This is a genomic window from Edaphosphingomonas fennica (assembly GCF_003034225.1).
In the GTDB taxonomy this organism is placed as follows: Bacteria; Pseudomonadota; Alphaproteobacteria; order Sphingomonadales; family Sphingomonadaceae; genus Sphingomonas_E; species Sphingomonas_E fennica.
Window position 1 is genome coordinate 34,906 of record NZ_PHHF01000081.1, and the last position, 25,075, is coordinate 59,980.

19 protein-coding genes are annotated in these 25,075 nt (G+C 68.7%); 3 read left to right on the forward strand and 16 right to left on the reverse strand.

Features of this window, described 5'->3' with window-relative positions:
* Positions 1–59: 59 nt before the first annotated feature.
* Positions 60–1,391, forward strand: a complete 1,332-nt coding sequence (gene guaD, locus CV103_RS20460; protein WP_107396022.1) for a guanine deaminase — start codon at positions 60–62, stop codon at positions 1,389–1,391.
* A 10-nt stretch (positions 1,392–1,401) separates the two neighbouring features.
* Here guaD and CV103_RS20465 read toward each other — a convergent pair whose 3' ends face one another.
* The 9 genes from CV103_RS20465 to purU all read right to left on the reverse strand — a co-directional run bounded on the left by CV103_RS20465 (position 1,402) and on the right by purU (position 14,901).
* Complete coding sequence (locus CV103_RS20465) at positions 1,402–5,607, reverse strand: translocation/assembly module TamB domain-containing protein (RefSeq protein WP_107396023.1); 4,206 nt, start codon at positions 5,605–5,607, stop codon at positions 1,402–1,404.
* Positions 5,607–7,745 carry an autotransporter assembly complex protein TamA gene (locus CV103_RS20470; protein WP_245896987.1) on the reverse strand — a complete coding sequence of 713 codons (2,139 nt, stop codon included), beginning with the start codon at positions 7,743–7,745 and terminating at the stop codon, positions 5,607–5,609. Before CV103_RS20470 ends, CV103_RS20465 begins: the two co-directional genes overlap by 1 nt.
* Positions 7,746–7,865: 120 nt before the next feature.
* Positions 7,866–8,633 carry an enoyl-CoA hydratase-related protein gene (locus tag CV103_RS20475; RefSeq protein ID WP_107396024.1) on the reverse strand — a complete coding sequence of 256 codons (768 nt, stop codon included), beginning with the start codon at positions 8,631–8,633 and terminating at the stop codon, positions 7,866–7,868.
* Positions 8,633–9,907, reverse strand: coding sequence for an acetyl-CoA hydrolase/transferase family protein (locus CV103_RS20480; RefSeq protein WP_107396025.1), 1,275 nt, complete (start codon positions 9,905–9,907; stop codon positions 8,633–8,635). Before CV103_RS20480 ends, CV103_RS20475 begins: the two co-directional genes overlap by 1 nt.
* The gene (locus CV103_RS20485; protein WP_107396026.1) at positions 9,904–10,794 is read right to left on the reverse strand and encodes an HpcH/HpaI aldolase/citrate lyase family protein; all 891 of its coding nucleotides are present in this window, start codon (positions 10,792–10,794) and stop codon (positions 9,904–9,906) included. Before CV103_RS20485 ends, CV103_RS20480 begins: the two co-directional genes overlap by 4 nt.
* Positions 10,781–11,707, reverse strand: coding sequence for a 3,5-dioxohexanoate:acetyl-CoA acetone transferase (gene kce / locus CV103_RS20490; protein WP_107396048.1), 927 nt, complete (start codon positions 11,705–11,707; stop codon positions 10,781–10,783). Before kce ends, CV103_RS20485 begins: the two co-directional genes overlap by 14 nt.
* Positions 11,708–11,873: 166 nt before the next feature.
* Positions 11,874–12,323: a chemotaxis protein CheW gene (locus CV103_RS20495; RefSeq protein WP_425443921.1), complete on the reverse strand. Its 450-nt coding sequence runs from the start codon at positions 12,321–12,323 to the stop codon at positions 11,874–11,876.
* A gap of 21 nt (positions 12,324–12,344) precedes the next feature.
* Positions 12,345–13,901 (reverse strand): globin-coupled sensor protein, encoded by a 1,557-nt coding sequence (locus CV103_RS20500; RefSeq protein WP_070934541.1) that lies wholly within the window; start codon positions 13,899–13,901, stop codon positions 12,345–12,347.
* 142 nt (positions 13,902–14,043) lie between these two features.
* Complete coding sequence (gene purU / locus CV103_RS20505; RefSeq protein ID WP_070934542.1) at positions 14,044–14,901, reverse strand: formyltetrahydrofolate deformylase; 858 nt, start codon at positions 14,899–14,901, stop codon at positions 14,044–14,046.
* 426 nt (positions 14,902–15,327) lie between these two features.
* Between purU and CV103_RS20510 the strand changes: the two genes are divergently transcribed.
* Positions 15,328–17,697 carry a TonB-dependent receptor gene (locus CV103_RS20510; RefSeq protein WP_015458008.1) on the forward strand — a complete coding sequence of 790 codons (2,370 nt, stop codon included), beginning with the start codon at positions 15,328–15,330 and terminating at the stop codon, positions 17,695–17,697.
* A 222-nt stretch (positions 17,698–17,919) separates the two neighbouring features.
* Here the strand turns inward: CV103_RS20510 and CV103_RS20515 are convergent, their stop codons facing one another.
* The gene (locus CV103_RS20515) at positions 17,920–18,594 is read right to left on the reverse strand and encodes a YidH family protein (RefSeq protein ID WP_107396049.1); all 675 of its coding nucleotides are present in this window, start codon (positions 18,592–18,594) and stop codon (positions 17,920–17,922) included.
* Positions 18,595–18,699: 105 nt separating this feature from the next.
* A complete protein-coding gene (locus tag CV103_RS20520) occupies positions 18,700–19,512 on the reverse strand; it encodes an SDR family oxidoreductase (RefSeq protein ID WP_015458010.1) in 813 nt (270 codons plus the stop codon).
* 104 nt (positions 19,513–19,616) lie between these two features.
* Between CV103_RS20520 and CV103_RS20525 the strand changes: the two genes are divergently transcribed.
* Complete coding sequence (locus CV103_RS20525; RefSeq protein WP_107396028.1) at positions 19,617–20,234, forward strand: TetR/AcrR family transcriptional regulator; 618 nt, start codon at positions 19,617–19,619, stop codon at positions 20,232–20,234.
* Between the two features lie 40 nt (positions 20,235–20,274).
* Here CV103_RS20525 and CV103_RS20530 read toward each other — a convergent pair whose 3' ends face one another.
* From CV103_RS20530 to CV103_RS20550, 5 genes are all read right to left on the reverse strand, one after another.
* Positions 20,275–20,466 carry a hypothetical protein gene (locus CV103_RS20530; RefSeq protein WP_015458012.1) on the reverse strand — a complete coding sequence of 64 codons (192 nt, stop codon included), beginning with the start codon at positions 20,464–20,466 and terminating at the stop codon, positions 20,275–20,277.
* A gap of 102 nt (positions 20,467–20,568) precedes the next feature.
* Positions 20,569–20,847 (reverse strand): acylphosphatase, encoded by a 279-nt coding sequence (locus tag CV103_RS20535; RefSeq protein WP_041864828.1) that lies wholly within the window; start codon positions 20,845–20,847, stop codon positions 20,569–20,571.
* An 8-nt stretch (positions 20,848–20,855) separates the two neighbouring features.
* Complete coding sequence (locus CV103_RS20540) at positions 20,856–21,473, reverse strand: peptidylprolyl isomerase (RefSeq protein ID WP_107396029.1); 618 nt, start codon at positions 21,471–21,473, stop codon at positions 20,856–20,858.
* 29 nt (positions 21,474–21,502) lie between these two features.
* Complete coding sequence (locus CV103_RS20545) at positions 21,503–22,897, reverse strand: DcaP family trimeric outer membrane transporter (protein ID WP_107396030.1); 1,395 nt, start codon at positions 22,895–22,897, stop codon at positions 21,503–21,505.
* Positions 22,898–22,938: 41 nt separating this feature from the next.
* Positions 22,939–24,801 (reverse strand): methyl-accepting chemotaxis protein, encoded by a 1,863-nt coding sequence (locus CV103_RS20550; protein ID WP_107396031.1) that lies wholly within the window; start codon positions 24,799–24,801, stop codon positions 22,939–22,941.
* Between the last annotated feature and the right edge of the window lie 274 nt (positions 24,802–25,075).

The following is a 25,075-nucleotide window of genomic DNA, read 5'->3' on the forward strand; positions in this document are numbered from 1 at the left end:
CCCCGGCGGTTTATTCCATCGGCGATGCGAAAAGAGCCAAACCATCGGAAAGGCATGGCATGACGAGCCCGCGATCCAACCCCGCCACCGTGCTGCGCGGCCCGATGGTCTATCTGGTCGACGATCCGTTCCTGACCGATCCGGCGAGCGCCTTCGTGCACGAGCCCGACGGGGTGGTGATCTGCCGCGACGGCCTGATCGAGGCGGCCGGCCCCTATGACGCGCTGCGGGACGGGATTCCGGCGGATGCGGCGATCCACCATTATCCCGACGGGCTGATCTGCCCCGGCTTCATCGACACCCACGTCCATTATGTGCAGACCGGGATCATCGGCGCCTTCGGCCGGCAGCTGCTGGACTGGCTGAACGAATATACCTTCGTCGCCGAACAGGCCTTCGCCGATCCCGCTTATGCGGCGACGGTGGCCGGTATCTTCTGCGAGGAGCTGCTGCGCAACGGCACCACCAGCGCGCTGGTGTTCGCCGCCGTCTATCCCCAATCGGTCGATGCGCTGTTCGAGGAGGCCGGGCGGCGGAACATGCGGCTGATCGCCGGCAAGGTGATGATGGATCGCAACGCGCCCGCAGCACTGCTCGATACCGCGCAATCGGCCTATGACAATTCGCTGGCCCTGCTGGAGCGCTGGCACGGGCGCGATCGATTGCTCTACGCCATCACCCCGCGCTTCGCGGCGACGAGCACGCCGGCGCAGCTGGAAGCGGCCGGCGCCCTGTGGCGCGCGCATCCCGACGCCTTCGTCCACACCCATATCTCCGAGAATATGGGCGAGATCGATTGGGTGCGGCGGCTTTTCCCCGAACGGGCCGGCTATCTCGACATCTACGACCATTATGGCCTGGTGGGCCGCCGGACGATGCTGGCCCATGGCGTGCACCTGACCGAGGCGGAATTCGGCTGCTGCCACGAACGCGGCGCCGCCATCGCCCATTGCCCGACGTCCAACCTGTTCCTGGGCAGCGGGCTGTTCCGCATCGATGCCGCCAAGGACCCGGCGCGGCCGGTGCATGTCGGCCTGGGGAGCGATATCGGCGCGGGGACCAGCTTCTCCCTGCTGGCGACGGCGGGCGAGGCTTATAAGGTGGCGCAGCTGAACGGCTTCGCGCTCGATGCCGTCCGCGCGCTGTTCCTGGCGACGCTCGGCGGCGCCCGCGCGCTGGGACTGGACGATCGGATCGGGACGATCCGGGCGGGCCATGAGGCCGATCTGGTGGTGCTCGATCCCAGGGCGACGCCGCTGCTCGCCTTCCGCACCGAACGCGCGCGTTCGATCGAGGAGATATTGTTCGTGCTGATGACGCTGGGCGACGACCGGGCGGTGCGGGCGACCTATGTGGCCGGCCGGATCGCCCATGCCCGCGACGGGGCGTGACGATCCGCCTTCAATATTGCTTGGAGTAGCGCACCGTCACCGCCGGCCCGGTGACGCCGCCGGCCTGGCTCAGGATGCTGAGAGCGCGGGTGAGGGCAATGGTGAGCTGGGTCTGGGTGAAGCCCTTCGCGTCGGTCACCACCTCCACATAGATGTTGTTGGAAATATATTTGCCCGCCGCGATCGATGTGCCGCGCCCGGTGCTGTCGTCGGCGCCCAGCAGGCGCAGGCGATCGAGCCCGGTGGCCCCGCGCAGCTTGCCGACGGGGTTGAGGCCGCCCCCGCCGCCACGCAGCGAATTGAGCGCGGCGGCAAGCTGCACGCCCTGGATCGGCGTGAGCGAATCGAGCGAGGTGCCGAACAGCAGCCGCGACAGCACCTCATCCTGCGGCAGCGCGGGGGTGGAGGTGAAGGTGAATTGCGGATGCTGCGCGTTGCCGCCGATCTTGATGATCGCCGCGACGTCGTCGATCGTCGTGCTGGCGGTGATATCCAGATCGGGTTCCAGCAGCGGGCCGTTGAACCGGATCGTGCTGGCATCGTCCAGCTGCAGCTCGCGCCCGGCGAAGCTGTAGGTGCCGCGCACCACCTGCAGCCGGCCGATCACCGAGGGCTGGCCGGTGGTGCCGCCGATCCGCATGCTGGTGCGCCATTCGGATTCCAGCCCCATGCCCGATACGAAAAGCTGGTTGTCGGCCCGCAGGCGGATATCGAGCTTCCAGTTGCTGGGCGCCGGCCCTTCCTGCGCCACCGGCGGCGGGGCGCCCTTGCGGCGGACGCCGGTGAGGTCGGATATCTGGGCGCTGTCGTCCCGCACGATCTGGTAGCGCGCCTCGTGCAGGTTGAGATCGCCCTTGATCAGCCCGCCCGCCGCCTGCGAATTGGTGACGGCCAGCGTGCCCGAGACGCTGGCGCCCAAAGCATCCGACTTGGCGAGCTGGGCATGATCCAGCGTGGCGTTGAGATCGATGGGATAGCCGCCGGCCGCATCGAAGCCGACGAAACCGGAAGCCTTGATCGTCCCGCTGCCCGCCTTGCCGGTGAGGCTGGCGAGCTGGAAGCGGGACTGGTTGAAGCGCCCGTCGATCGCGATGCCGCTGATGGTGGTGCCGAACGCATCATTCTCGTAACGGAGCTGGTTCGCGCGGATCACGCCCGTCAACTGGGGCTGATCGACCCGGCCGGCGAAATCGGCGCCGATCGCGATCGGCCCCGAAAGCGTCTGCCCGCTGATCCCGGTCAAGGTCCACAGCACCTCGGCCGGGCCGTTATAGCGGACCCCGCCGGAAAGCGGCGCCGCCATCAGCCGCGAGGCCCAGTCCGCGCCGGGCGCCACCGGCCCCAGCTTCGCCTGCAGGCGGCCGACGGTGCCGGCCCCCCGCCGGATCAGCGCGCGCACATCGCCGCCGGCATCGCCCAGCGTGCCGAGCATCGCGATATCCACCGGATCGGAAACGACCAGCGCGCCGCTGCGGGTGAAGCCGGCAATGTCGATCCGCGCGCGCGCTTCGGGCAGGGCATCGCCGCGCATCGCCACATCGATGGTGCCGCTGGCCTTGCCGCCGAGGCCGAGCGTGGGCGCGAAAGCCTGCGCGATGGCGAGATCGACGCCATCCAGCACGATATGCCCGCGCGTGCCGGCGCCGTAACGCCCATCCACGCGCACCTGTCCCTGCGGCAGGACGACCGTGGCGGGCTGGAGCACATAATCCGCGCCTTCCTTCGTCACCACGGCGGGGTTCGCCAGCCGGAAGGCGATGCCGTTGGCCGATCCCTTCGCATTGGCGAGGATGCGATCCGGCGTGAAGGCGGCCTGCGCCGCCACGTCGAAAGGCACGCCGCTGGAGCCGGAGGCGGTGAGGCCGAGCTGCCCGCGCCCATCCTGATAATTGATCCGCGCCCGCGCCGAACGGACCAGCAGGCTGCCCTGCCGGACATCGACCAGCGCGGCCGACCCGTTGATCGACGGCCCCTTGGGCAGCATCACCAGCGTGCCCCGGATCAGGCCCGATCCGATGGTGATCGGCGGCGTGCCCGGCAGGCGCGCGCCATTGGCGGTGAGATCGAGATCGGCCTTCTGGTTGGCGCCGGCAGCCGCCAGCACGGCCTGGCCGTTGAGGCCCGAGCCGGCGATCGCGAGCCTGCCGGCGAAGGGACCGGCGGCCGTCTGCGCGATCGCCCCCTGCACGCCGATGCCCGCCACCAGAAGCTGGCGGATATCGATCGCCAGCGGCCCCTGCCCGCTGCGGATCAGGAGATCGGCGGTGAAGGGGCCGTAATCGGAGCCGCCCTTCGCCTTGACGGCATAGCCCGCCGCCGATCCGGTCAGCACCGCTTCCAGATCGGCCAGGCCGATGCCCACGCCCGGCCGGGCCGCGTTCAGCGTCACCACCGGCCGTTCCACCGTGCCCGTCGCGCGGACGCTGGCGGGGCCGTAGCTGCGGGACCAGGCATCGGCGCGGAAGCGGATCGCGCCATTGGCGGGATCATAGCCGCCCTCCCCGCCCAATATGCGGAAATCGGGCGCCGTCATGCGGAGATTGGCGATCGTCGCGCCCAGCTTCGGATCATAGCCGATATCGGCGGTGACCACGGCATTGCCGCCGAGCTGGCCGGCCAGCGCATCATTGGTGATCTTGCGGGTGAGGAGCGTGACATGCCCCTTGATGCCGAAGCCGCCGCCCGGCGCCGTCACCAGCTTGGCATCGGCGGCGAGGTTGATGCGGCCGAGCCCGGTCACGTCATAATCGTTCACCCGGCCCTTGATCGCGCCGGTATAGGTGCCCTTCGCCGGATCGGCGAGGATCAGCGCGGTGGCATCGATGCGATCGGAGCGCAGCCGCAGATTATCCGAAAGCAGCCGGCCTTCGCTGTAGGCGAGATCGCCGTCCAGCCGCAAATTGGTGACGAGCCCGCCCGCCGCCGCGTTGAGGCCGGTGACGCGGCGCGCGGTGGCGTGGACGGGGATGAGGATGCGCCTGGCATCGACCACCGCCTTGCCTTCGGCCACCAGAGCCTCCACCCCCGTGGTGCCGAAGGCGAGCGAGGCGGCCGACAGCCGGTAGGCGATGCCCGGCGTGGCGAACGGCCCGTCGAGCGTGGCGGTGAGCGCGACATCCCGGCCGGCAAGATTTTCCGCGATCGCGCCGGGGCGCAGCAGCTTCGCATCCACGCGGAGATCGCCGAAGCGGTTATTCCCGAGATCGACGCGGCCCTGCGCGCCGGCGGTGAAGGCCGGCGAGGCCAGGCGCGCCCGCAGATCGGCACGGCGCTGATCCAGCGCGGCCGATACATCCACCTGCACCGCCGGCTGCACCAGTTGCGCCATCTGCCCGGAAAGCAGCGGCGCCGGCCGCGCATCGCCGAGCAGGCGGAAGGTGCCGTCGCGCGCGGTGAGCGCGAGATCGGCGAGCGGCTGGCCGGCCAGCATGCCGGTGGCCCGGCCGTCCCACGCCTTCCAGTCGCCCTTGCCGGCCAGCGTGAAGGCCAGCGGCTTGCCGAGGTCGGAGAAGCTGTCCACGAGGCCGCCGGCGGGCGCATCCAGCTTCGCATCGATCTGGAGGCGGTTCGCGTCGGGCACCGCATCCAGGGCGAGGTGCAGCCTGTCCCCCCCGGCGACGCCGGGCGCGGCGACGGCGGCGGCATCGGCGAATATCTGGGCGCGGCGATCGGCGATGGCGGCCCGGCCCGCGATGCGGACGATGTGGCGGCGGCCGGTGACGGGCGGTTCGATGATGAAGCGATCGACCGCCAGCCGGCCCAGCGCCAGATCGATATCGGGAATGATCGGGGCGTTGGGATCGGACGGCACCGGCTTCAGCACCGGCAGCCGGCGGAGCGTGATCTCCTCCGCCGTCACCGACCGGAGATCGATCCGCGAACGGAGATAGGCGAAGGGCCGCCAGTCCACCGCGAGCGCGGGCGCGGAGAGGAAGGTGCCCTGCGTATCGCGCACCTGGAGCCCGCGCAGCACCATGCGGCCGTAGAGCGATCCGTCGATGGACGTCACCCGGACGTTGAGCCCGGATTCGGTGGTGTAGCCGCCGATCCTGTCCGCCAGGAAGCGCCGGCCCGGCCCGGTATCCAGCCCGAGCAGGATGGCGGCGCCGAGCAGCAGCAGCCCGCCGAGGCCGATCGCCGCCCAGCGCGCGATCCGGCGCCAGCGCGGCGGCGTTGCGGGCGCGGGGGCGCGGGCGGGCTGATCGTCCATATCCATCAGAAAGCCTGCCCGATCGAGATATAGAGCGTGAACCGGGACTCACCCGGCCGGCGGTCGATCGGCGTCGCGAGGTCCACGCGCAGCGGCCCGAAATTGGTGTAATAACGGCCGCCTATGCCGGCGCCGTAGCGCATGTGCGACAGGCCGGGCGTGGAATCCTGGCCCAGCCGGCCGGCATCGACGAACGGCACGATGCCGAAATTGCCGAAGCGATAGCGCGCCTCCAGCGCGAATTCGGTGGAGGAGAGGCCGCCGGTCGGATTGTCCTGCGCATCCTTCGGCCCGAGCTGCTGATAGCCGAAGCCGCGCACCGATCCGCCGCCGCCCACATAGATGCGCCGCGACGGCGCGATCCCTTCCAGCGAGGCGCCGACGATCGAGCTCACCATCGCCCGGCCGGCGACGACCAGCGAATCCGTGGCCGGCCAATAGCCGGTCGCCTGCCCGGACAGCCGGGCATAGCCGCGCAGCTTGCCCTGGAGCGAGGATTCGGGGCTGGCGCGGACCAGCAGCCTGTATCCCTTGCTGGGGTTCAGCAGATCATCCGACCGATCATATTGCACCTGCATGGGGAGTGCGCCGATCAGATAGTTGCGGCGCGGACGATCGCCATCGGGGGTGAGCGCGGCCCCCTTTTCGTTGGTGCCGATGATCTCCGCGCCGTAGGACCACGACCAGCGCTTCTGCCAGAGCGGGGTGCTCTGGCGGGACCAGTTGATGCCGACGTTCACGGTGTTGGCGTTGTAGGCATCGAAATCGGACCGGCGGAAACCCCCGGCGATCTGGAAGGTGCGATCGCGCTGGCCGGCATTGGCGCGGCGGAAGGCGACGCTGGCGCCCTGTTCCTGCGTGCCGCCGATCGCGGTGACGGTGAGCGATCCTTCGGGCGGGAAGATGTTGCGGTGGGTCCAGCTCGCCTCCGCCTTGATGCCCTGGCCGGTGCCGTAGCCGGCCGATCCCGCCAGCACCCGCCAAGGCCCCTTGCGCTGGGTGACTTCCAGATCGACGATCTCGCTGCCGTCGGGCGCCTTCTCCCCCGTCGCCACCGGCTGGACCGCGACGGTGGAGAAGATGCTGGTGGCGACGAGCGCCTGGCGCATGTCGTCCGCCAGCCGGGAATCGTAGAGCTGGCCGGGCTTGAAACGCGGGAAGACGGACAGATGCTCGATATCGAAGATATCCTGCCCCTTGGTGCGGAACCCGCCGAACACGGAGCGCGGCCCGGCTTCGAGCGGCAGGGTGTAATCGCCGCTATGGGTGGCATCGTCGAGCAATATGTCCCGCTGGCCCACCTTGGCGAAGGGATAGCCGTGCTGGGGCAGCGCCAGCACCACCTGCGCCTCGCGGCCTTCCACCACGATCGATCGGATCGGATCGCCCGTGCGCAGGCGCAGCGCCTCGCGCGCGATGGCGGTGGGCTCGGCATCCGCGCCGGTGACGGCGATGGCGCCGAAGCTGTAGCGCGGGCCGGGCGTGGCGCTGATCGTCACCAGAAGCTCGCCCGCCTTGTCCGCCGCCGGGACGATCGAGGAGGAAACGACGCCGTCATAATAACCTTCCGAACGCAGCAGCCGCTCGGCAAGCCCGACATCGACATTGGCGCGCGCGGCGACCTGGGCGCTGTTGGCGACATCCTTGCTGTCATTGGCGAGCGCGGAAAGGCTGCGGAAATCATCCTCCAGCCCGATCGGCTTCAGCCCTTCCACCGCGAGGCGGTAACGGATGCGGGGCGCGGCATCGGAAGGGACGCGGGCATTGCCGGCATCGGGGGTGGGATCGAAACCGGACAGCGGCGGCAGCGGGGCGGCGAGATCGGCATCATCGGCGGCGGCGGGCGCGGATGTCGCGGGCGCGGGCGTCGCGGGCGGCGCAGGCGTGGGCGCAGCGGCGGCCGGCGGGGTCCCGGCCGGAATTTCCTCCGCCGGCGGGGCCTGGATGCTGTCGAGCGGGGGCAGCGCCGCTTCGAAATCGGGATCGGCGGCGGGATCGATCGCCTGCGGGGGCGCGGGCGGCGCGGCCCATGCCGGCGCGGACAGGCCTAGAGCGAACAGGCAGGCGGCGACGCTGCCCCGCGCGAGGATGCGCGGCGACGGCGCAGCATGGTTCGACGGCTTGCCTGACTTCCCCCCTGACACGCGGACCCCTTTAGACCTTTTGGTCGAAAACGTCGCCACATAGCAGGAGTTCCCCGCCAACCCAGCCCCCAGCCCGGCCGCCGGGCAGCGCCGGCAAGCCGCCTCAGGGCAGATCCGGCCTCATTCCCCCCGCCATTGCGGCTTGCGCTTTTCGGCGAAGGCGCGCGGCCCTTCCTGTGCATCGGCGCTGCGATAGGCGCGTTCCCAGGCGTGGCGCGCGGCGCGCAGCGCGGCGGTGCGGCCCATCTCGGTGGCGAGGCCCACGGTTTCCTTGCCCGCCAGCACGGACAGGGGGGCGTTCTCGACGATCTCGGCGGCGAGCGCGAGCGCCTCGGCCATCAGATCCTCCGGCTCGGCCAGCTGGTTGACCAGCCCGATCTCATAGGCGCGGGCGGCGGTGATCGGCCTGCCGGTGAGGATGATCTCCATCATGATCCGCTGCGGGATCATGTGGATCAGCGGCGCGGCCCAGGGCGATCCCCGGCCCACCTTCGCCTCGGTGATGGCGAAACGGGCGGCGGTGCTGGCGACGCACAGGTCGCACGCCTGCGCCAGCAGCCAGCCGCCGGCGAAGGCGACGCCGTTCACCGCCGCGATCGTCGGCTTCGTCACCTCGATATTGTCGCCGGGCACGGGGAACATGCCGCGCGGCGGGACGGTGAGCCTGAGGTCGGCCATCTCCTTGAGGTCGCCGCCGGCGCAGAAGGCCTTGTCGCCCGCCGCCGTCAGGATCGCGACGCGCAGCGCCGGATCGCCCTCGAACCGGTCCCAGGCGGCGAACAGCCCTTCGCGCACCTCGCGGCCCAGCGCGTTGCGCGCATCGGGCCGGTTGATGGTGATGACGGCGATGCCATCGTCCCGCGCATCGAACAGCACCGCATCGCCCATCAATATCCCCTTCTCGCTATCTCGAACGCGGCGCGGTCCAGTTCCTCCCGGAAATCGGGGTGCGCGATGGCGACGAGCCGGCGGGCGCGCTCGGCGAGCGTCCTGCCCTTCAATTCGGCCGCGCCATATTCGGTGACGATCACGTCCGCCTCGCTGCGCGCGGTGGTGACGGGGCCGGACAGCGCCGGCACGATCCGGCTCGCCTTGCCGCCCGCCGCCGTGGCCGGCAGCGCGATGATCGATCGGCCGCCCGGCGATCGGGCGCCGGCGCGGACATAATCCACCTGCCCGCCCGTGCCGCCGATATAGGAAGCGCCGGTCTGCTCGGCATTGACCTGGCCGGTCAGGTCCACCTCGACCGCCGAGTTGATCGTGACGAGCCGGGGAATAGCCGTCAGCACCGCATCGGCATGGGTGAGCGCGGAGGAGCGCAGGCCCACCGCCGGATTGCGATCGGCGAAATCGTAGAGGCGCCGCGTGCCGATCAGCGCGCCGGTGACGGATATGCCGGTTTCGAACGGCTTCAGCGCGTTGGTGACGACGCCGGCCTCGACCAGATCGACCAGCCCGTCGCCGATCATGCCGGAATGGACGCCGAGGTCGCGCCGGTCGCCGATCAGGCGGGTGATGGCGTCGGGCACCGCGCCGATGCCGATCTGGATCACCGATCCGTCGCCGATATAGGCGGCGGCATGGGTGGCGATGGCGAGATCCTCCGCGCCGATCGGCGCGGGCTTCACCTCGACCGGCGGGCGCGACACCTCGACCAGATAATCGATCCGGGCGCGCGGCAGCAGCGCATCGCAGGCGGTGAAGGGCACCTGATCGTTGACCTCGGCCACCACCACCCGCGCCCGGGCGACGGCGGCCTGCACATAATCGTTGATGAGGCCGTAGCTGTGATTGCCGTCGGCATCGGCGGGGCTCACCTGCACGAAGGCGACGTCGCAGCCGATGATGCCGCCTTCGATCAGCGCGGCGATCTGGCCGACATGGCAGGGCACGATCCCCAGCGCGCCCGCCCTGGCCAGCGTGCGCAGCGCCCCGATCGCGCCCATGCTGGATATCGCGACATGATCGGCGATGTCGGGCGTCAGCAGGCCGGAAAAGCTGGTGCCCGCGAAAGCAGAAACGCCGCCCAGCCCAGCCCGCTGGGCGATCAGCGCCTCGACCAGCGTGGTGGGCTCGCCGCAGGCCTGCCCCCAGACGATATGATCCCCCGGCCGGAGGATGCGGGCCAGATCCAGGGCATCGGCCCGAAGCGTCTCCGTCATGCCGCCCCGATCCGCGCGAGCACGGCCCTTGCCCGGTTGAGGTGCGGCAGATCGAGCATCTCGCCCTTGTGGCCGATGGTGCCGAGGCCGGGATTGGCGGCGAAGAGATCGACGATCTCGCGCGCGGCCGCCACCTCCGCCTCGCTGGGGGTGAAGGCGCGGTTGATGATGTCCACCTGCGCGGGATGGATCGCCAGCATGCCGCGAAAGCCCGCCCGGCGCACATCGTTGGCCAGCGCCTCCAGCCCGGCCTCGTCGCGGAAATCGCCGTGGATCGTCTCGATCGCGGGCACGCCGGCGGCCGCCGCGCCGACCAGGCAGAGCGTGCGGGCGAGCTGATAGGGGAAGGCATAGCTGCCGTCCGCCTCGCGATTGGCGATCGCGCCGATCGCGGTGGCGATGTCCTCCGCCCCCCAGGTCATCGCCGCCAGCCGGGGCACGCCTTCATAGCTGCCGGTCGCCAGCATGCCCTGCGGCGTTTCGGTGGCGACGATGATGACGGCGGTGCTGCCGGGCGCGGTGCCGGCCGCCACCTCCAGCGCGCTCAGATAATGGTCCAGCGTCTCCACGTCCGCGCGGCCGCGCGGCTTGGGCAGCATCAGCCCGCCCGGCCGCGCGGGCATGATCGCGGCGAGATCGGCCAGCGCATGCGGGGTCTGCAGCGGATTGATCCGCACCCACAGCCGATCGCGCTGGTCCTGATTGGCGCGGAGGAAGGCGGCGACATTTTCCCGCGCGGCGGGCTTCGCCGGCTCGGCCACGGCATCCTCAAGGTCGATCAGCACGATATCGGCCGCGCCGTCGAGGGCCTTGGCCATCTTCCTTTCGCTGTCCCCCGGCGCGAAAAGCCAGGACCGCGCCGCGGCCGCCCGATCAAAAGCCGACATTGTCTCCACCCTTCAAAGCCAGAATCTGCCGTGCTTCATCGGGGGTCGCGATCTCCAGGCCAAGCCCTTCGAGAATTTTTCTGACGGTAAGCACCTGTTCGGCATTGGATTGCGCCAGGCGGCCGGGGCCGCCCCACAGATTATCCTCCAGCCCGACGCGGACATTGCCGCCCATCGCCGCCGCCATCGCCGCGATCGGCATCTGGCTGCGCCCGGCGCCCAGCACCGACCAGCGATAATTGTCGCCGAACAGCCGGTCCGCCGTGCGCTTCATGTGCATCACGTCATCGGGATGCGATCCGATGCCGCCGAGCAGGCCGAAGCAGGTCTGGATGAAGAGCGGCGCCTTAACCAGCCCTTCGGTGAAGAAATAATGGAGGTTGTAGAGGTGGCTGGTGTCGTAACATTCGAATTCGTAGCGCGCGCCCGTCTCGTTCAGGGTGCGCAGCGCATATTCGATATCCTTGAAGGAGTTGCGGAACACCAGATCGCGGCTGTTTTCCAGCATCTGGGGTTCCCAGTCATGCTTGAACTCCTTGTAGCGCCTCAGCATCGGGAACAGGCCGAAGTTCATCGATCCCATGTTGAGCGAGGCGACTTCCGGCCGCCACACCGTGGCCGGGCGGATGCGCTCGTCGATCGGCATGAAGGGCGATCCGCCGGTGGTGAGGTTCACCACCACGTCCGAACGCTGCTTGATGACGCGCAGGAACGGCTCGAACGCCTCCGGGCTCTGGTCGGGCCGGCCATCCTCGGGATTGCGGGCGTGGAGGTGGACGATCGCGGCCCCGGCCTCCGCCGCCGCCAGCGCCGCATCGGCGATCTCGCCGGGCGTCACCGGCAGATGCGGCGACATGGAAGGCGTGTGGATCGATCCCGTGACCGCACAGGTGATGATAATCTTCGCGGCCATCGCATCCTCCAAGCCCGGCCGGGTTGATCCCCGGTTCCGGGCTCGGAAAATGAACGTGATTCATCATGAAGTCCAGCCCTCGCCTGTCCGGGCATCCGGCTTTGCCGGATCATGGCCCCGGACAGGCGCCGAGGGCGCGTTTCCCGACCGGCTCCGCGCGCCGGGCTCAGGCGGCGAGCGGGGTTTCCTCCGGCAGCGGGCAATCGCCCGCCAGCCGATCGAGATCGAGGATCATCACCATCTCGCCCTGGATGGTGACGATTCCCTTCACCAGATCATGATCCCCATCGCGGCCAAGTTCCGGCGGGGCCTGCACGTCGGCGCTGTCGATGGTGGCGATATCGCTGACGGCATCGACGATCAGGCCGTAGGGCCGATCGCCGATCTGCATCACCATCACCACATGGCGCGGCGTGGGATCGCAATCCCCCCAGCCCAGCCGGGCCGAAAGATCGATCACCGGCAGCACGATGCCCCGCAGATCGAGCACGCCGCGCACGAAGCCGGCGGCATGCGGCAGCGGCGTGGTGGGCGACCAGGCACGGATTTCCCGCGTGGCCATGATGTCGACGGCAAGGCTCTGCGCGCCGATGCGGAAGGTGATGAGCTGGCGCATCATATCCTCCTTGCCCGCGCGTCAGAAATCGGACCAGTCGCCCTGCGCCGCCGGATCGGCGGCGACGGCAAGGTTGCCGACGACGCGCCGGCGCGGCCGGGCGCGGGACCCCTGCGCCTCCGTTCCGGCAACGGGCGAAGCCACGGGCCGGGCGGGCTGCCGCTGCCGCTTTTCCTGGCCGAGGCGGAAGCGGTGGACGAGCTTGGTCAGCTCCTCCGCCTCGCTTTCCAGGCTGTGCGCGGCGGCGGTGGTCTGCTCCACCATCGCGGCATTCTGCTGGGTCATCTTGTCCATGTCCGCGACGGCGTTGTTCACCTGCAGCATGTTGGCCGCCTGGGTTTCGGCCGAGGCCGAGATTTCGCTGGCGAGCGCGGCGATCTCCGCCACCTTGGTGACGATCCGTTCCAGCGCCTGGCCGGTCTGGCCGACGAGATGGACCCCGGATTCGACCTGCTTGGAGCTGCTGTCGATCAGGCCCTTGATGTCCTTGGCGGCATCGGCCGACCGCTGGGCGAGCGCGCGGACCTCGTTCGCCACGACGGCGAAGCCCTTGCCGGCATCACCCGCGCGCGCCGCCTCCACGCCCGCATTGAGCGCGAGCAGGTTGGTCTGGAAGGCGATGCCGTCGATCACGCCGATGATCTGGGCGATTTCCTGCGCGGACCGCTCGATCCCGTCCATCGCCTCGATCGCCTCGCGGACGACGCGGCCGCCTTCGGTCGCGTCGGTCTGCGCCTCGCCCACCGACGTATAGACATGGCCGGCGCCCTCGGCGGTTTCGCGCACCGATGCGGTGATCCGGTCCATCGCGGCGGCCGTCTCCTCGAGCGAGGCGGCCTGCTGCTCGGTCCGGCGGGAAAGATCGCTGGCGGCCTGGCTGATTTCGGTGGCGCCGGTGTTGATGCCATCGGCGGTTTCGGAAACCTGGAGCAGCGTGTCGCGCATCCGTTCCCGCATCGAGTTGAAATCCTCCACCAGCTTGGCGAAGCTTTCGGGCAGGCCGGTGAGCTCAACGCTGAAATCGCCCTGCGCCAGCCGGTCCATCGCCTCACCGACCTGGCCGATCACGGCCATCCGATCGGCATCGGCGGCGCGGAAATATGCGGAGAGCGCGATATCCATGTCGATCATCGCGCATTTCACCAGCGTGCCGATCACCCGCGACATCTGCCGCCCGCCGAGCCGGCTGAGCGGCGAGCCGGTGAGCAGGCTGCCGATCATCTGTTCCAGCACCAGCGCATAGCCGCCGATATACCAGGTCGGCTCCAGCCCGATGCGGGCGTGGATGTGGCCGATCTTCTCCGCCTTGGCGAAATAATCCCCATCGAGGCGGCGGGCGAACATGCCGCGCCAGTGATCGAGCTGCTTCGCCTTCGCGTGGTTCATCATCGCCGTCGACGAGAAGAAGGCCGCCGCCTCGGGCGTTTCCTGCACCTTCCTGTAGAAGCGGTCGAGCGCGGCCGGCGCCGCCTTCTCCACGGCGCGGGCGATCGCGGGGAAGGCATCGTAATTGGCCTGATCTAGATCGAAGAAGTTCACGCGACTCTCAATTCCGTGGTTCGTCTGATCCGGCTGCATCGGCTCTCCTCCATCGCGAAACGCACGAAACGCTACACAAGCAAGAAGACACGCAAACCGGTTAACATCGCGCAAGGCGCATGCTTGACTTATAGTACGGAATTTCCGCCAAACCGGCGGCGGCGGCGGAATTTTGCGCCGGTCAGTCCCGGAAGACGACGGTGGTGGCGCCGTTCAGGATCGCCCGCCCCTCGATATGGAAAGCGACCGCGCGGGCGAGCACGCGGCGCTCGATATCGCGGCCCTTGCGGACGAGGTCCTCGGGCATGTCGGCATGGCTCACCCGCTCCACATCCTGCTCGATGATCGGCCCTTCGTCGAGATCGGCGGTGACGTAGTGCGCGGTCGCGCCGATCAGCTTCACGCCGCGGGCATGGGCCTGGTGATAGGGCTTGGCGCCCTTGAAGCCCGGCAGGAAGCTGTGGTGGATGTTGATGCAGCGGCCGGAAAGCCAGGCGGCGAGATCGTCCGACAATATCTGCATGTAGCGCGCCAGCACGACCAGGTCGGCGCGGGTCTCGGTCACGACCGCCTTGATCCGGGCCTCCTGCTCCGCCTTGGTGGCGGCGGTGACGGGCAGATGGTGGAAGGGGATGCCTTCGAGATCGGAGGTGCGGAAGGTTTCGCGCGGATGGTTGGAGACGATGCCGACCACGTCCATCGGCAGCTCGCCGATCCGCCAGCGATAGAGCAGATCGACCAGGCAGTGATCGAATTTGGAGACGAGCAGCAGCACGCGCTGGCGATCGTTGCGGGCGCGCAGCCGCCATTCCATGCCCAGCGCATCGGCGATCACGGCGAAGTCGCGTTCCAGCGCCGCCACGTCGCGGGTGGGCGGCAGGGTGAAGACCACGCGCATGAAGAAGCGGTCGGTGGCGGCGTCGTCGAACTGGTTCGCCTCGCGGATGTCGCCGCCATGGGCGTGGAGCGCGGTGGAGACGCGGGCGACGATGCCGGGCTGGTTGCGGCAGGAAAGGGTGAGCAGGAAGCTGTCCGTCATGGCCGCGCCCTAATGGCAAAGGCGCGGCCGCTTATCCAGCGGATGTTGCGCATCCGGGCGGACCGGCGATCCGGGCGCGATGGCGGCCCCGGCCGATTTATGATTTAGCGACATTCTGACGAATGAAGGACCATGCATGGCAAATGCGGGATCAGCCTCTCGCCTTGGCCGGATGAATTACGATACACGAGGTCCGAAAATAAAAATGACCATCTGCATGGTTCGGGTAGCGAGAGGATTCGCAAAATGAATCGCATTTCCACTTTAGTGGTGCTTTTGCGCATTCGCCGCGAATCCGGCGCCCGTGGTGGAGCGCCTATGCGCTAGGCCGCCCGGCACCCCGCCGGAAACAGACCCAATCGCGAAACAAGAATGCCGGCCCCGACCGGACAACACCGCTTTTCGGGACTTCAGGAGAGGAAGAGAATGAGGATTGCCTATCTGGCCGCCGCATCGGCGCTGGCCATGGCCGCGAACGCGGCTGCCATCATCCCCGCCATGGCGCAGGACGCCGCCGCCGACGGCAGCGGCGGCGGACTCGAAGACATCGTCGTCACCGCGCAGCGCCGCGAGGAAAATCTGCAGAAGGTGCCGGTGGCGGTGACCGCGCTCAGTTCCGAAGCGCTGGACAATGCCCGCGTCGTCAACGTCGCGGCGCTGAGCGGCTATGCCCCCAACCTGCAGGTGACGAGCCAGGGCCAGCAATCCATCCCGCTGTTCCAGATCCGCGGCATCGCATCGGGCGCATCGAACAACGCGGTCGACCCCAAGGTGGGCGTGTATCTGGACGGCGTCTATATCGGCCGTTCGGTGGGCGCGATCTTCGACCTCGCCGATCTGCAGCGCGTGGAAGTGCTGCGCGGCCCGCAGGGCACGCTGTTCGGCCGCAACTCCACCGGCGGCGCGGTGAGCCTGATCAGCGCCAACCCGACCGGCGAGTTCGGCGTGCGCCAGCAGCTTTCCTACGGCAATTACAACGCCATGCGATCGCGCACCGTGGTCGACCTGCCCGCGCTCGGCCCGCTGAGCGTGAAGCTCGCCTACCTGCATGACGAGATGGAGGGCGATACCGACAATCTGATCGCCGGCAAGACGCTGGACTTCAGCCAGATCCGCCCGGATTTCGGCACGCTGAAATATGCCAAGCGGCTGGGCGGCAAGAATGTCGACGCCTTCCAGCTCGCGGCGCGCGTGGACGCTTCGGACGACCTGAAGATCGATTATCATTTCGATTACACCGATTCCCGGACGAGCGGGCGCGCGGTGCAGTATCTCGGCTCGCCGGCCGGCGGCGCGGGCGTGCTGGCCGGCGTGGTGGTGGGCTTCCAACCCCTGACCGGCGGCATCGTCAACGCGGGCAAGAAGCAGCTCGACGCCGTGGCCAACGCCACCAGCAGCGAGCATGTGATCACCCAGGGCCATAACCTGACCGCGACCTGGGACGTGAGCGACGTGCTGACGGTGAAGAGCATCACCGCCTATCGCAAGTTCCACCAGAAGCCGAATACCTACGACCTGTCGTCGAGCGGCGGCCTGCGCTTCAGCGGCGCGCAGCTTGGCGCGCTGCTGCAGAACGATATCCCCGGCATATTCGACGACGCCAACCAGCCCGGCCCGAACGACAGCTTCTTCGCGCTGCTGACCGCGCGCGAGACGAAGCAGAAGCAGTTCACCCAGGAAACCCAGTTCCTGTTCAACTGGGACCGGTTCGACCTGACGTCCGGCCTGTTCTATTTCCACGAAAATTCGCCGTCCACGGACGTGCTGGGCGTGATGCTGCCGGTGGCGAACGGCGTGGTGACGGCGACGCCGTTCGACGCGATCTTCGGCAACGGCGTGACGGAGACCCGCGCGGTCAACGACTCCATGGCCGGCTATGCCCAGCTCACCTGGCACGCCACCGACCAGTTCGACCTCGCCTTCGGCGGCCGCTACACGATCGACGATCGTTCGACCGACCTGATCAGCGTTTCCTCCGCGCAGGGCGGCGGGCTGGCGGCGGGCCAGACCTACAAGACCAGCTACAAGCGGTTCAACTATACCGCGATCGCCACCTATCGGCCGACCGACGACGTCACCACCTATGCCAAGGTCGCGACCGGCTATGTCGCCGGCGGCATCCTGGGCGCCATCCCCTACGACCCGGAAAAGCTGATCAGCTACGAAGCGGGCGTGAAATCGCAGCTGTTCGGCAACCGCCTGCGCGCCAACCTGGCCGCCTTCTATTCCGATTATAAGGACATGCAGGTCCAATCCTTCGAAAATGGCGTGCAGGCGTTCCGCAATGCCGGCAAGGCCCGGATCTGGGGCGTGGAAGGCGAGTTCGAGGCGGTGCCGCTGGACGGCCTGACGCTGAACGCCAATTTCGGCTACACCAATTTCAAATATAAGGAATATATCCAGAACGGCATCGACCGGAGCGACGAGATCCGCCCGACCTACACGCCGAAATGGACCGCGCGGCTGGGCGGCCAATATGACTTCCCGGAAATGGCGAACGGCGGCAATTTCTACGTCGCGCTGGATTCCCGCTATCGTTCGGGCGCGGTGATAACGGAATTCTCGTCCGGCATCCCGGAACTCGACCGGCTTTCCTACGTGAAGAAATATATCCTGGCCGATGCCCGCGCCGGCATCGCCTCGCTGCCGATCAGGGGCACCGAGATCGGCATTTCGGGCTGGGTGAAGAATGTCTTCAACGTCAACCGCGCCCCCTTCGGCCCCGAAGCCATCACCCAGGTGACGATCCCCGATCGCGGCCGCACCTATGGCATCGATCTGTCGCTGAAGTTCTGATCGACGGAACGGCGCCGGGGCATTTTCCGCCCGAGCGGATCATGCCCCGGACGCCCGACCTTCGGAATTTCCCGGCCGGCGGCATCGCCCGGACGGGAAATGCCCGGACCGCGGGACGCGCCTGAAGGGGGAGCGTATTCCGCGGTGCCCGCCTGCCACCCTCCCCCGCCGATCCGGCGGACGCCGGAGGGAGGCAGGCGGGCGCCCCCCGCGCCCGAGGCTTCACTTCACGGTTATCAGGATCACCGAGGAGACCGCCCCGAGCGCGATGATCGCCAGGGTGAGCAGCATCACCGAAACGGCGGGGGGACGAAATTCCTGCGACAGGAGCTGGGCGTGAATCGCGCGATAGCGGAACAGCGACCAGATCAGCAATATGATGCCGACGACGACCATGCCGAGGCCGAACTGCTCGGTGCTCCACATCCGCCGGGTGGCGATGCGATCGTCATAGCCCTTCCCTTCCGCCAGGAACACGGCGAAGCGATTGATGGTGATGCCGAAGCTCATCAGCGAAACGGCGGTGCGCACATAAGAGAGGTGCGTGCGCTCGTTGGAGAGGTGGGAGCGATCATTGGACAATTTGGTGCGATGTTCGGACATCTCCGTCCGCGCGTGGGACAATTCGGTCCGGTAATCGGAAAGGTCGGTCCGATGCTCCGAAAGGTCCGTGCGATGTTCGGACAGGCGGGTGCGGTGTTCCGAAAGGCCGGTGCGGAATTTGGAGAGGAGGGAGGAAACCTCCTCCTCCGACTTGCCGGCCAGCGCGCGGGCAAGCTCCGGCGGGAAATCATAAGGCGGGACGGCGCCGTGGGTCTGATCCAGCGGCTTATCCGCCGGGGGATCGTAGCGCCGCTTTTCGGGGCGGCCGCCGAGCAGTTCGGAAAGGGATATCATCGGCGCCTCCAGCCCGGCGGATCGCCCGGCGATAAGGCACGCAGCGGCGGCGGCCAATCAGGCGCAACCCTGATTTGCCACCGGATTATCCCCGTCGCGGACGGTTCAGCCCGGCCGTTCCACCGCCACCACATCGGGCGTGCGCCAGCCGAGATGCTGGCCGGAATCGACCGCGATCACCTGCCCCGTGACCGAAGCCGCGCCGGCCAGGTAGAGCACGGCATCGGCGATATCGTCCGGCGGGCTGGGCCGTTCGAGCAGGGTGCCCGCCGCCTCGCGCGCGAAGAGATCGGCATCCTGATGGCAGGAAGCGAGCACCGGGCCGGGCGCCACGGCGTTCACCCGGATCGCCGGCGCCAGCGCCTGCGCCATCATCTGCGTCGCCGTCCACAGCGCCGATTTGGTGAGCCCATAGGAAAAGAAGGTCGGATTGGGGCGGAGCACGCGCTGGTCGAGCAGGTTGACGATGGCGGCGCCCCGCACGTCGGCGGCCTTCACCTGCGCGGCAAAGGCCTGCGCCAGCACCACCGGCGCGCGCAGGTTCACCGCGAAATGCGTATCCCACAGGGCCGGATCGAGCGCGCCGAAGCTATCCTGTTCGAAGGTGGAGGCATTGTTGACGAGCAGCGCCAGCGGCCCGAGCGCTTCGACCGACCGATCGACCAGCCCGGAAACGGCGGCCTCGTCCGCCAGCTCGGCCGGCAGCACCGCCGCTCGCGCGCCGCGATCGGCGACCTCGGCGGCGACCGCCTCCGCCTCCTCCACGCCATGACCGCAATGGATCGCGACATCCCAGCCGGCGGCCGCCAGCCTGAGCGCGATCGCCCGGCCGATGCGCCGGCCGGCGCCGGTGACGAGCGCCACGCGGCGCGGGGTGGATCGGGAAAGGGAAGATGAGATGGAAGAAGCGGTTGCCATGACCCGGATTGTTAGGCGAAAGCCACCCTGCCCGGCAATTCATGGCGTGACCAATTAGGATGCAGGATGCATAGATTTATGGCCATGACGCCCAAGGACCATCGATGACCGCATCTCCACCGCCCGCCCCCAGCCGGGGCCGCGGCCGCCCGCGCAAGCCGGAGACCGACGCGACGATCATCGCCGCCGGCCGCCGGCTGCTGCGCGAAGGGGGCATCGACGCGCTGACCTTCGACGCCATCGCCCAGGTCACGGGGGTGACGCGGGCCACCATCTATCGCCGCTGGCCGACCAAGGCGCACCTGCTGAGCAGCATCGCCAACGAGGATGGCGGCGACGAGGTGCATTTCGTGGACGTGACCGAAGAGGAGGGCATGGCCGGCGAGGTGCGCGCGCTGATCGAGCAATCCTATCGCCGATACTGCCTGCCCGATATCAGCGCCGCCAGCCTGGGGCTGTTCGCCGCCATCCAGCGCGACCCGGCGCTGCGCCGCGAGTTGCAGCTTCCGATCGAAACCGCCGCCCGCGCGGACATGCGGCGCATCGTGAACGAGGGCAAGGCAAAGGGCATGGTGCGCGCCGACGTGGACCCGGACGCCTTTTTCGACGTGACGATCGGCGCGGTGCTATCGCGGATGCTGATGTCGTCCGTTGCGGCGGACGAAAATCTGATCGACGACATCACCGGCATCATCCTGAACGGGATCGCGCCGCGCGATTGACCCGGCGGGGCGCGTTCGCGACCGCCGGCCGCGACGACGATCAGCCGGCGACCGCGTCGATCTGGATATGCCGCGCGGCTTCCGCCTCCGCGCGCAAGGCCCGTGCCCTGGCGGCGAATTCCCGGGCGAGCTGGCGGTGCGAGGCTGCGGCTTCGAGGCAGGTGGCCTCTTCCGCCGCGCGCAATTCCTCCAGCGCGCGCCTTTCGCAGAAACTGGCGGTCATTCCGAACATCGAAGGCCTCCTTCGTGGCCCCCTCCCGATACCTCATCCTAGCCATGATCCTCCCGAATGGAAGACGGATGCGCCGAAGTGATGAGGCGTGCGGGAAAAGGCTTATTCCGTAGGCCGTTGTTCGAAACCGGCGGCGGTGGCGGGGGCGGTTTCCGTAACGTCCACCCGATCGACTCGGGCGGCGGGCGGGCCGCCGTGGCAGCGGGCCACGAAATCCGCGACGGCCGCCGCATCGCCCGTCACCACCGCTTCGACGCTGCCGTCGCGGCGGTTGCGCACCCAGCCGGAAAGGCCCAGCGCCCGCGCCGTTTCCACCGCCCAGCCGCGATAGAATACGCCCTGGACCCGGCCGTGGATGGCAAGGTGGCGGCTGACGGCCATCGCCCGGCTCAATCCACCCGGCGCGCAGTGATGATCTTCACCGGGGACGCCAGCATCTGCCCGCGCATCGCGCCTTCGCCCTCGGTGGGCGAAACCGGCGCGTCGAGGATGCGGTGGACGACGTCCATCCCCTGTTCGACACGGCCGAAGGCGGCGAAGCCCAGATTGTCGCCGGGTTGCGACGGGTCCGCATCCATCGTCGGCATCGCGCCGACGGTGATGAAGAAATCGCCGGTCGCGCTGCCCGGCGCGGCGCGCGCCATGGATATCGTGCCGTCCGCGTGGGTGAGGCCGGTCTTGCTCGTCGGCTCATGCGCGATCGGCGGCAGGGCGCGCCTGGGATCGTTGCGCGCGCCGCCCTGGATCAGGCCGAAGCCGGGCGCGACCCTGGTGGCGCGGTAGAAGCTGGTGCCGTCCAGCCTTTTCTGGTCGACATAGCGGAGGAAATTGGCGGCGGTGACGGGCGCGCGATCCTTTTCCAGCGCCAGCAGGATATCCCCCTCGCTGGTCTGCAGGCGGACATGGGCGAGCGCCGGCGCGGGTTCCGGCGGGGCAGCGGCTTCCTGCGCGAGAGCGGGAAAGGCGGCGGCGAGGCCGAGGGCGGCGAGGACGAATCGGCGGTGCATGGCCCGAGCCTAATCGCCCTCGCCTTCCATCAGAAGCTGTACTTGCCGGCGACCTCGATACGATCGAGCTGGCCGGTGGCGCCCGAGACCAGGCGCCGTTCCCCGCGCCGATATTCGACGCCGATGTCGAACTGCTTCACCGGCGAATAAAACAGGTTGGCCGCCGCGCTCCACGCGCTGTCATTGGCGTCGGCAGCGATGGCGAGGTGCGGATAATCCGCCGACTGGAAGCTGCCCGAGACGGTGGAGCGGAGCCGTTCCGTCCAGCCGATGCGCAGCGCCGCGAAACCGGCGGTGACGCCGACAGTGTCGAGCCCCGCCGCCCCCAATATCGCATCGGGCGCGAGGTTGAGGCCGACATAGCGGCCGATGCCCTGCCCGTGGCTGAGCATGAAGCGGATATCGTGGCGGCGGGCGGGGCCGAAGCCGATCTTGCCGGCGGCGGAGACGCCCCACGCGAAGGCATGATCGACGCCGCCCGCGCCATCGGCGGTGAGCTGGCGGGCAAGCCCCGCGAGCGACAGCTCCGCCGGCCCCGCCGCGAGGTTCAGGCGCGCCGTGAGATCGGGCACGCGATCCTGATCATATTCCACCATCGCGGAACTGCCGCCGGCCGCGAGCACGGTGGTGGCGGGATTTTCCGCCGCGATCGCCAGCGTCAGCCCCCTGGCCAGCCGGAAGGCGTAGCGGAACTGGGCCTGCCGGACGAACACGGTGCCTTCGCTGGGGCCGAGGAAATCGGTGGTCTCCGGCAGGGCCGAGACATATTGGAAGTTGCTCCATTCCTGCCCGATCAGCGCATCGTCGAAGGTGAAGAAGGCGCGGCGCAGGCCTGGATTATAGGCGTTGGTGATCCGCTGGTTGCCGGTGCCGGGCGAAACCTGGAAATCGACCTCGACCAGGCCCTTCAGCTCATGATCGCGCAGCGGCGTGGCGGTGCTGATCGCAAGCCTCGTCTGCTTGGCATTCGCTTCGAACGAGCGATCGGCGCGGCCGCCGACCGGCGTGGTGCCGGGCACGTAGAAATCCCGCCCGGTGGAGCCCGCCGGCATCGGCCCGTCATCATAGCGGCTGAAGGCGGCGACCGCCTTCACGAAGCCGCCGATCTTCACGGTGGTGCCGGCGACGCTGAACCCGTCGCGCGGGGCGGCCGGAGCGGGGGCCGGCGGCGCGGCCGGAGGAGCGACCCCGGCGGTGGCGACCGCCACGGGAGCCGCCGCCGCCGCAGAAGCCTGCGGCGCCGCATTGCCGGCCCGCAGCGCGGACAATTGCCCGCGCAGATCGGCCAGCGCGGCCTCCAGCTCGCCCAGCCGGCGTTCCAGCGCCGCTTCGCGATCGGTGGGCTGGGCCATGGCGGGCGCGGAGGCGCAGCCCGCCATGGCGGTTCCGGCGAGCATCGCCCGCCGGAGCCACTTCGTCATCATCAAACCTCTCCCGGAAAAGTCGCGGCGCCCCTGGCGTCGGATCAGAAGCTGGACCAGTCCTGATCGGCGAACACGTCCACGGCGGCCGATCCCTGCGCCATCGGCAGCGGGCGCGGCGCGGGGCGGGGCGGGGCCACCGATGCCGAGGCGGCAAGCCGCGGACGGGCCGCGACCGGCGCGCCCGTGCGGAAGCGCGAGGAGCGTTCGGACAGCGCCTCGACCTCGCCCGCGAGATTGCGCGCGGCGGCCGAGGTCTCCTCCACCATCGCGGCATTCTGCTGGGTGGACTGGTCCATGGCGCCGACGGCCGTGGTGATCTCGCTGATCGTGGCGGACTGGGCCTGGTTGTCCGACGCCATCGTCGCGACCAGCTTGTGCACTTCCTCCACGCTGCCGCTGATATTGGCGAGCGCGCCGTCCACCTTCTGCACGGCATCCACGGCCATGACGATATCGGACTGGGTGGCGGTAAGCTGCTCGCGGGCGCGCTTGGCCTCCTCCTCCGAACGCATGGCGAGCGCGCTGACGAGATCGGCGACGACCGCGAAGCCGCGCCCCGCCTCGCCCGCGCGGCCGGCCTCGACCGCCGCGTTCATGGCGAGAACGCGGGTCTGGAAGGCGATCTTGTCCAGCCCCTCGATCACGCTGTCGATGCCCTGCGCGCTTTCCGACACGCGGCCCATGGCGCCGACGGCCTCGTCCGCCGTCGCGCGGCCGGAGCCGACGATGGCGATCGCCTCGTTCGCCTGGCCCGCGGTGTGGACGGCGGCGGCGGCGGTGGAGCGCAGCCTTTCCTCCATCTGGCTGAGCGCGGCGGAGGTTTCCTCCAGGCTGGCGGCGTTCGCTTCGGTGCGGCGCGCGAGGTCTTCCGAGGCCTGGGCGATCTCGCCCGATCCGGTGCGGATCGCATCGGCCGAGTTGGCCAGCGCCGTCATCATGTCGCGCAGATTGCCGACCGCCGTGTTGTAATTGCCCTTGAGCGCGGCATAGGCCGGCGGGAATTCCTCGCTGATCGCGGCCGTGAGATCGCCGTCGGACAGGCTGGCCAGCCGATCCGAGACGACGGTGACGACGAACTGCTGCTCCGCATCGGCCTGCGCCTTTTCGGCCTCCGCCGCGGCCTTGGCGACGGCGGCGTCGCGGAACACGCCGAGCGCGGCCGCCATCTCGCCCACTTCGTCCCGGCGATCGAGACCGGGAATGGCGGAGCCGGTATCGCCTTCCGCCAGCGTGCGCATCCGCTGGGTGAGCGCGACCACGGGGCGCGAGATCGAACGGCTGAGGAACCAGTTGAGGCTGCCGACCGCGAGGATCACGGCGAGCACGGCGAGGCCCAGCACATAGGCCGCCTTCATCACGGCGGCGCGGATCTCGTCCACATAGACGCCCGATCCGATCATCCAGCCCCAGGGGGCGAACCCCTTCACATAGGATATCTTGGGCTGGGCGCCGTTGGCGCCGGGCTTGTCCCAGCTATAGTTGACGAAACCTTCGCCCCCGGCCTGAACCACCTTCACCATTTCGCGGAACATGTAGATGCCGTCCGCATCGGTGTTGTTGCCGACATCCTTGCCTTCGAGGGCGGGATTCATCGGGTGCATCACCATGCGCGGCTGCATGTCGTTGACCCAGAAATATTCGTCCTTGCCGTAACGCATCGCCCGGATCGCGGCCAGGGCGGCGGCCTGCGCATCGGCGCGCGGCATCGCGCCGGCGCTTTCCAGCTTCTGATAGTGGACGAGCACGCTGTGGGCGGTTTCCACCGTCTTCCGGGTGCGATCCGCGATATCGTCGCGCATCACGGTATCGAGCCGTAACAGGGAGAGCGCCAGAACCACGACCAGGCCGGTCAACGCCGCCAGGCTGACAAGGTTGAGGCGCCCGCCGATCTTCAAGCGGTGCATTGAAACCTCCAAAATTCGCATGGTGCATTATAGGAGGAGGCAAAGGGGGATCGGCGGCGACGCGATCTTCTATACGTATTTGCCGCAGAGGTTGACGCTACGTCACCGTGACTTTGACGGTGAAGTAGAACGTTACAAAACATCAAATAAAAGTCCGATCCGAACCTATATGCAGGCACAAGGGTTACGCCACGGCCCCAAAGCGGCTAACCTTGCCGGCCGCCATCCCCCCACGGGAACCCGAAGCGGCCTTCCCGCGTCCCTGCAGGGTGCC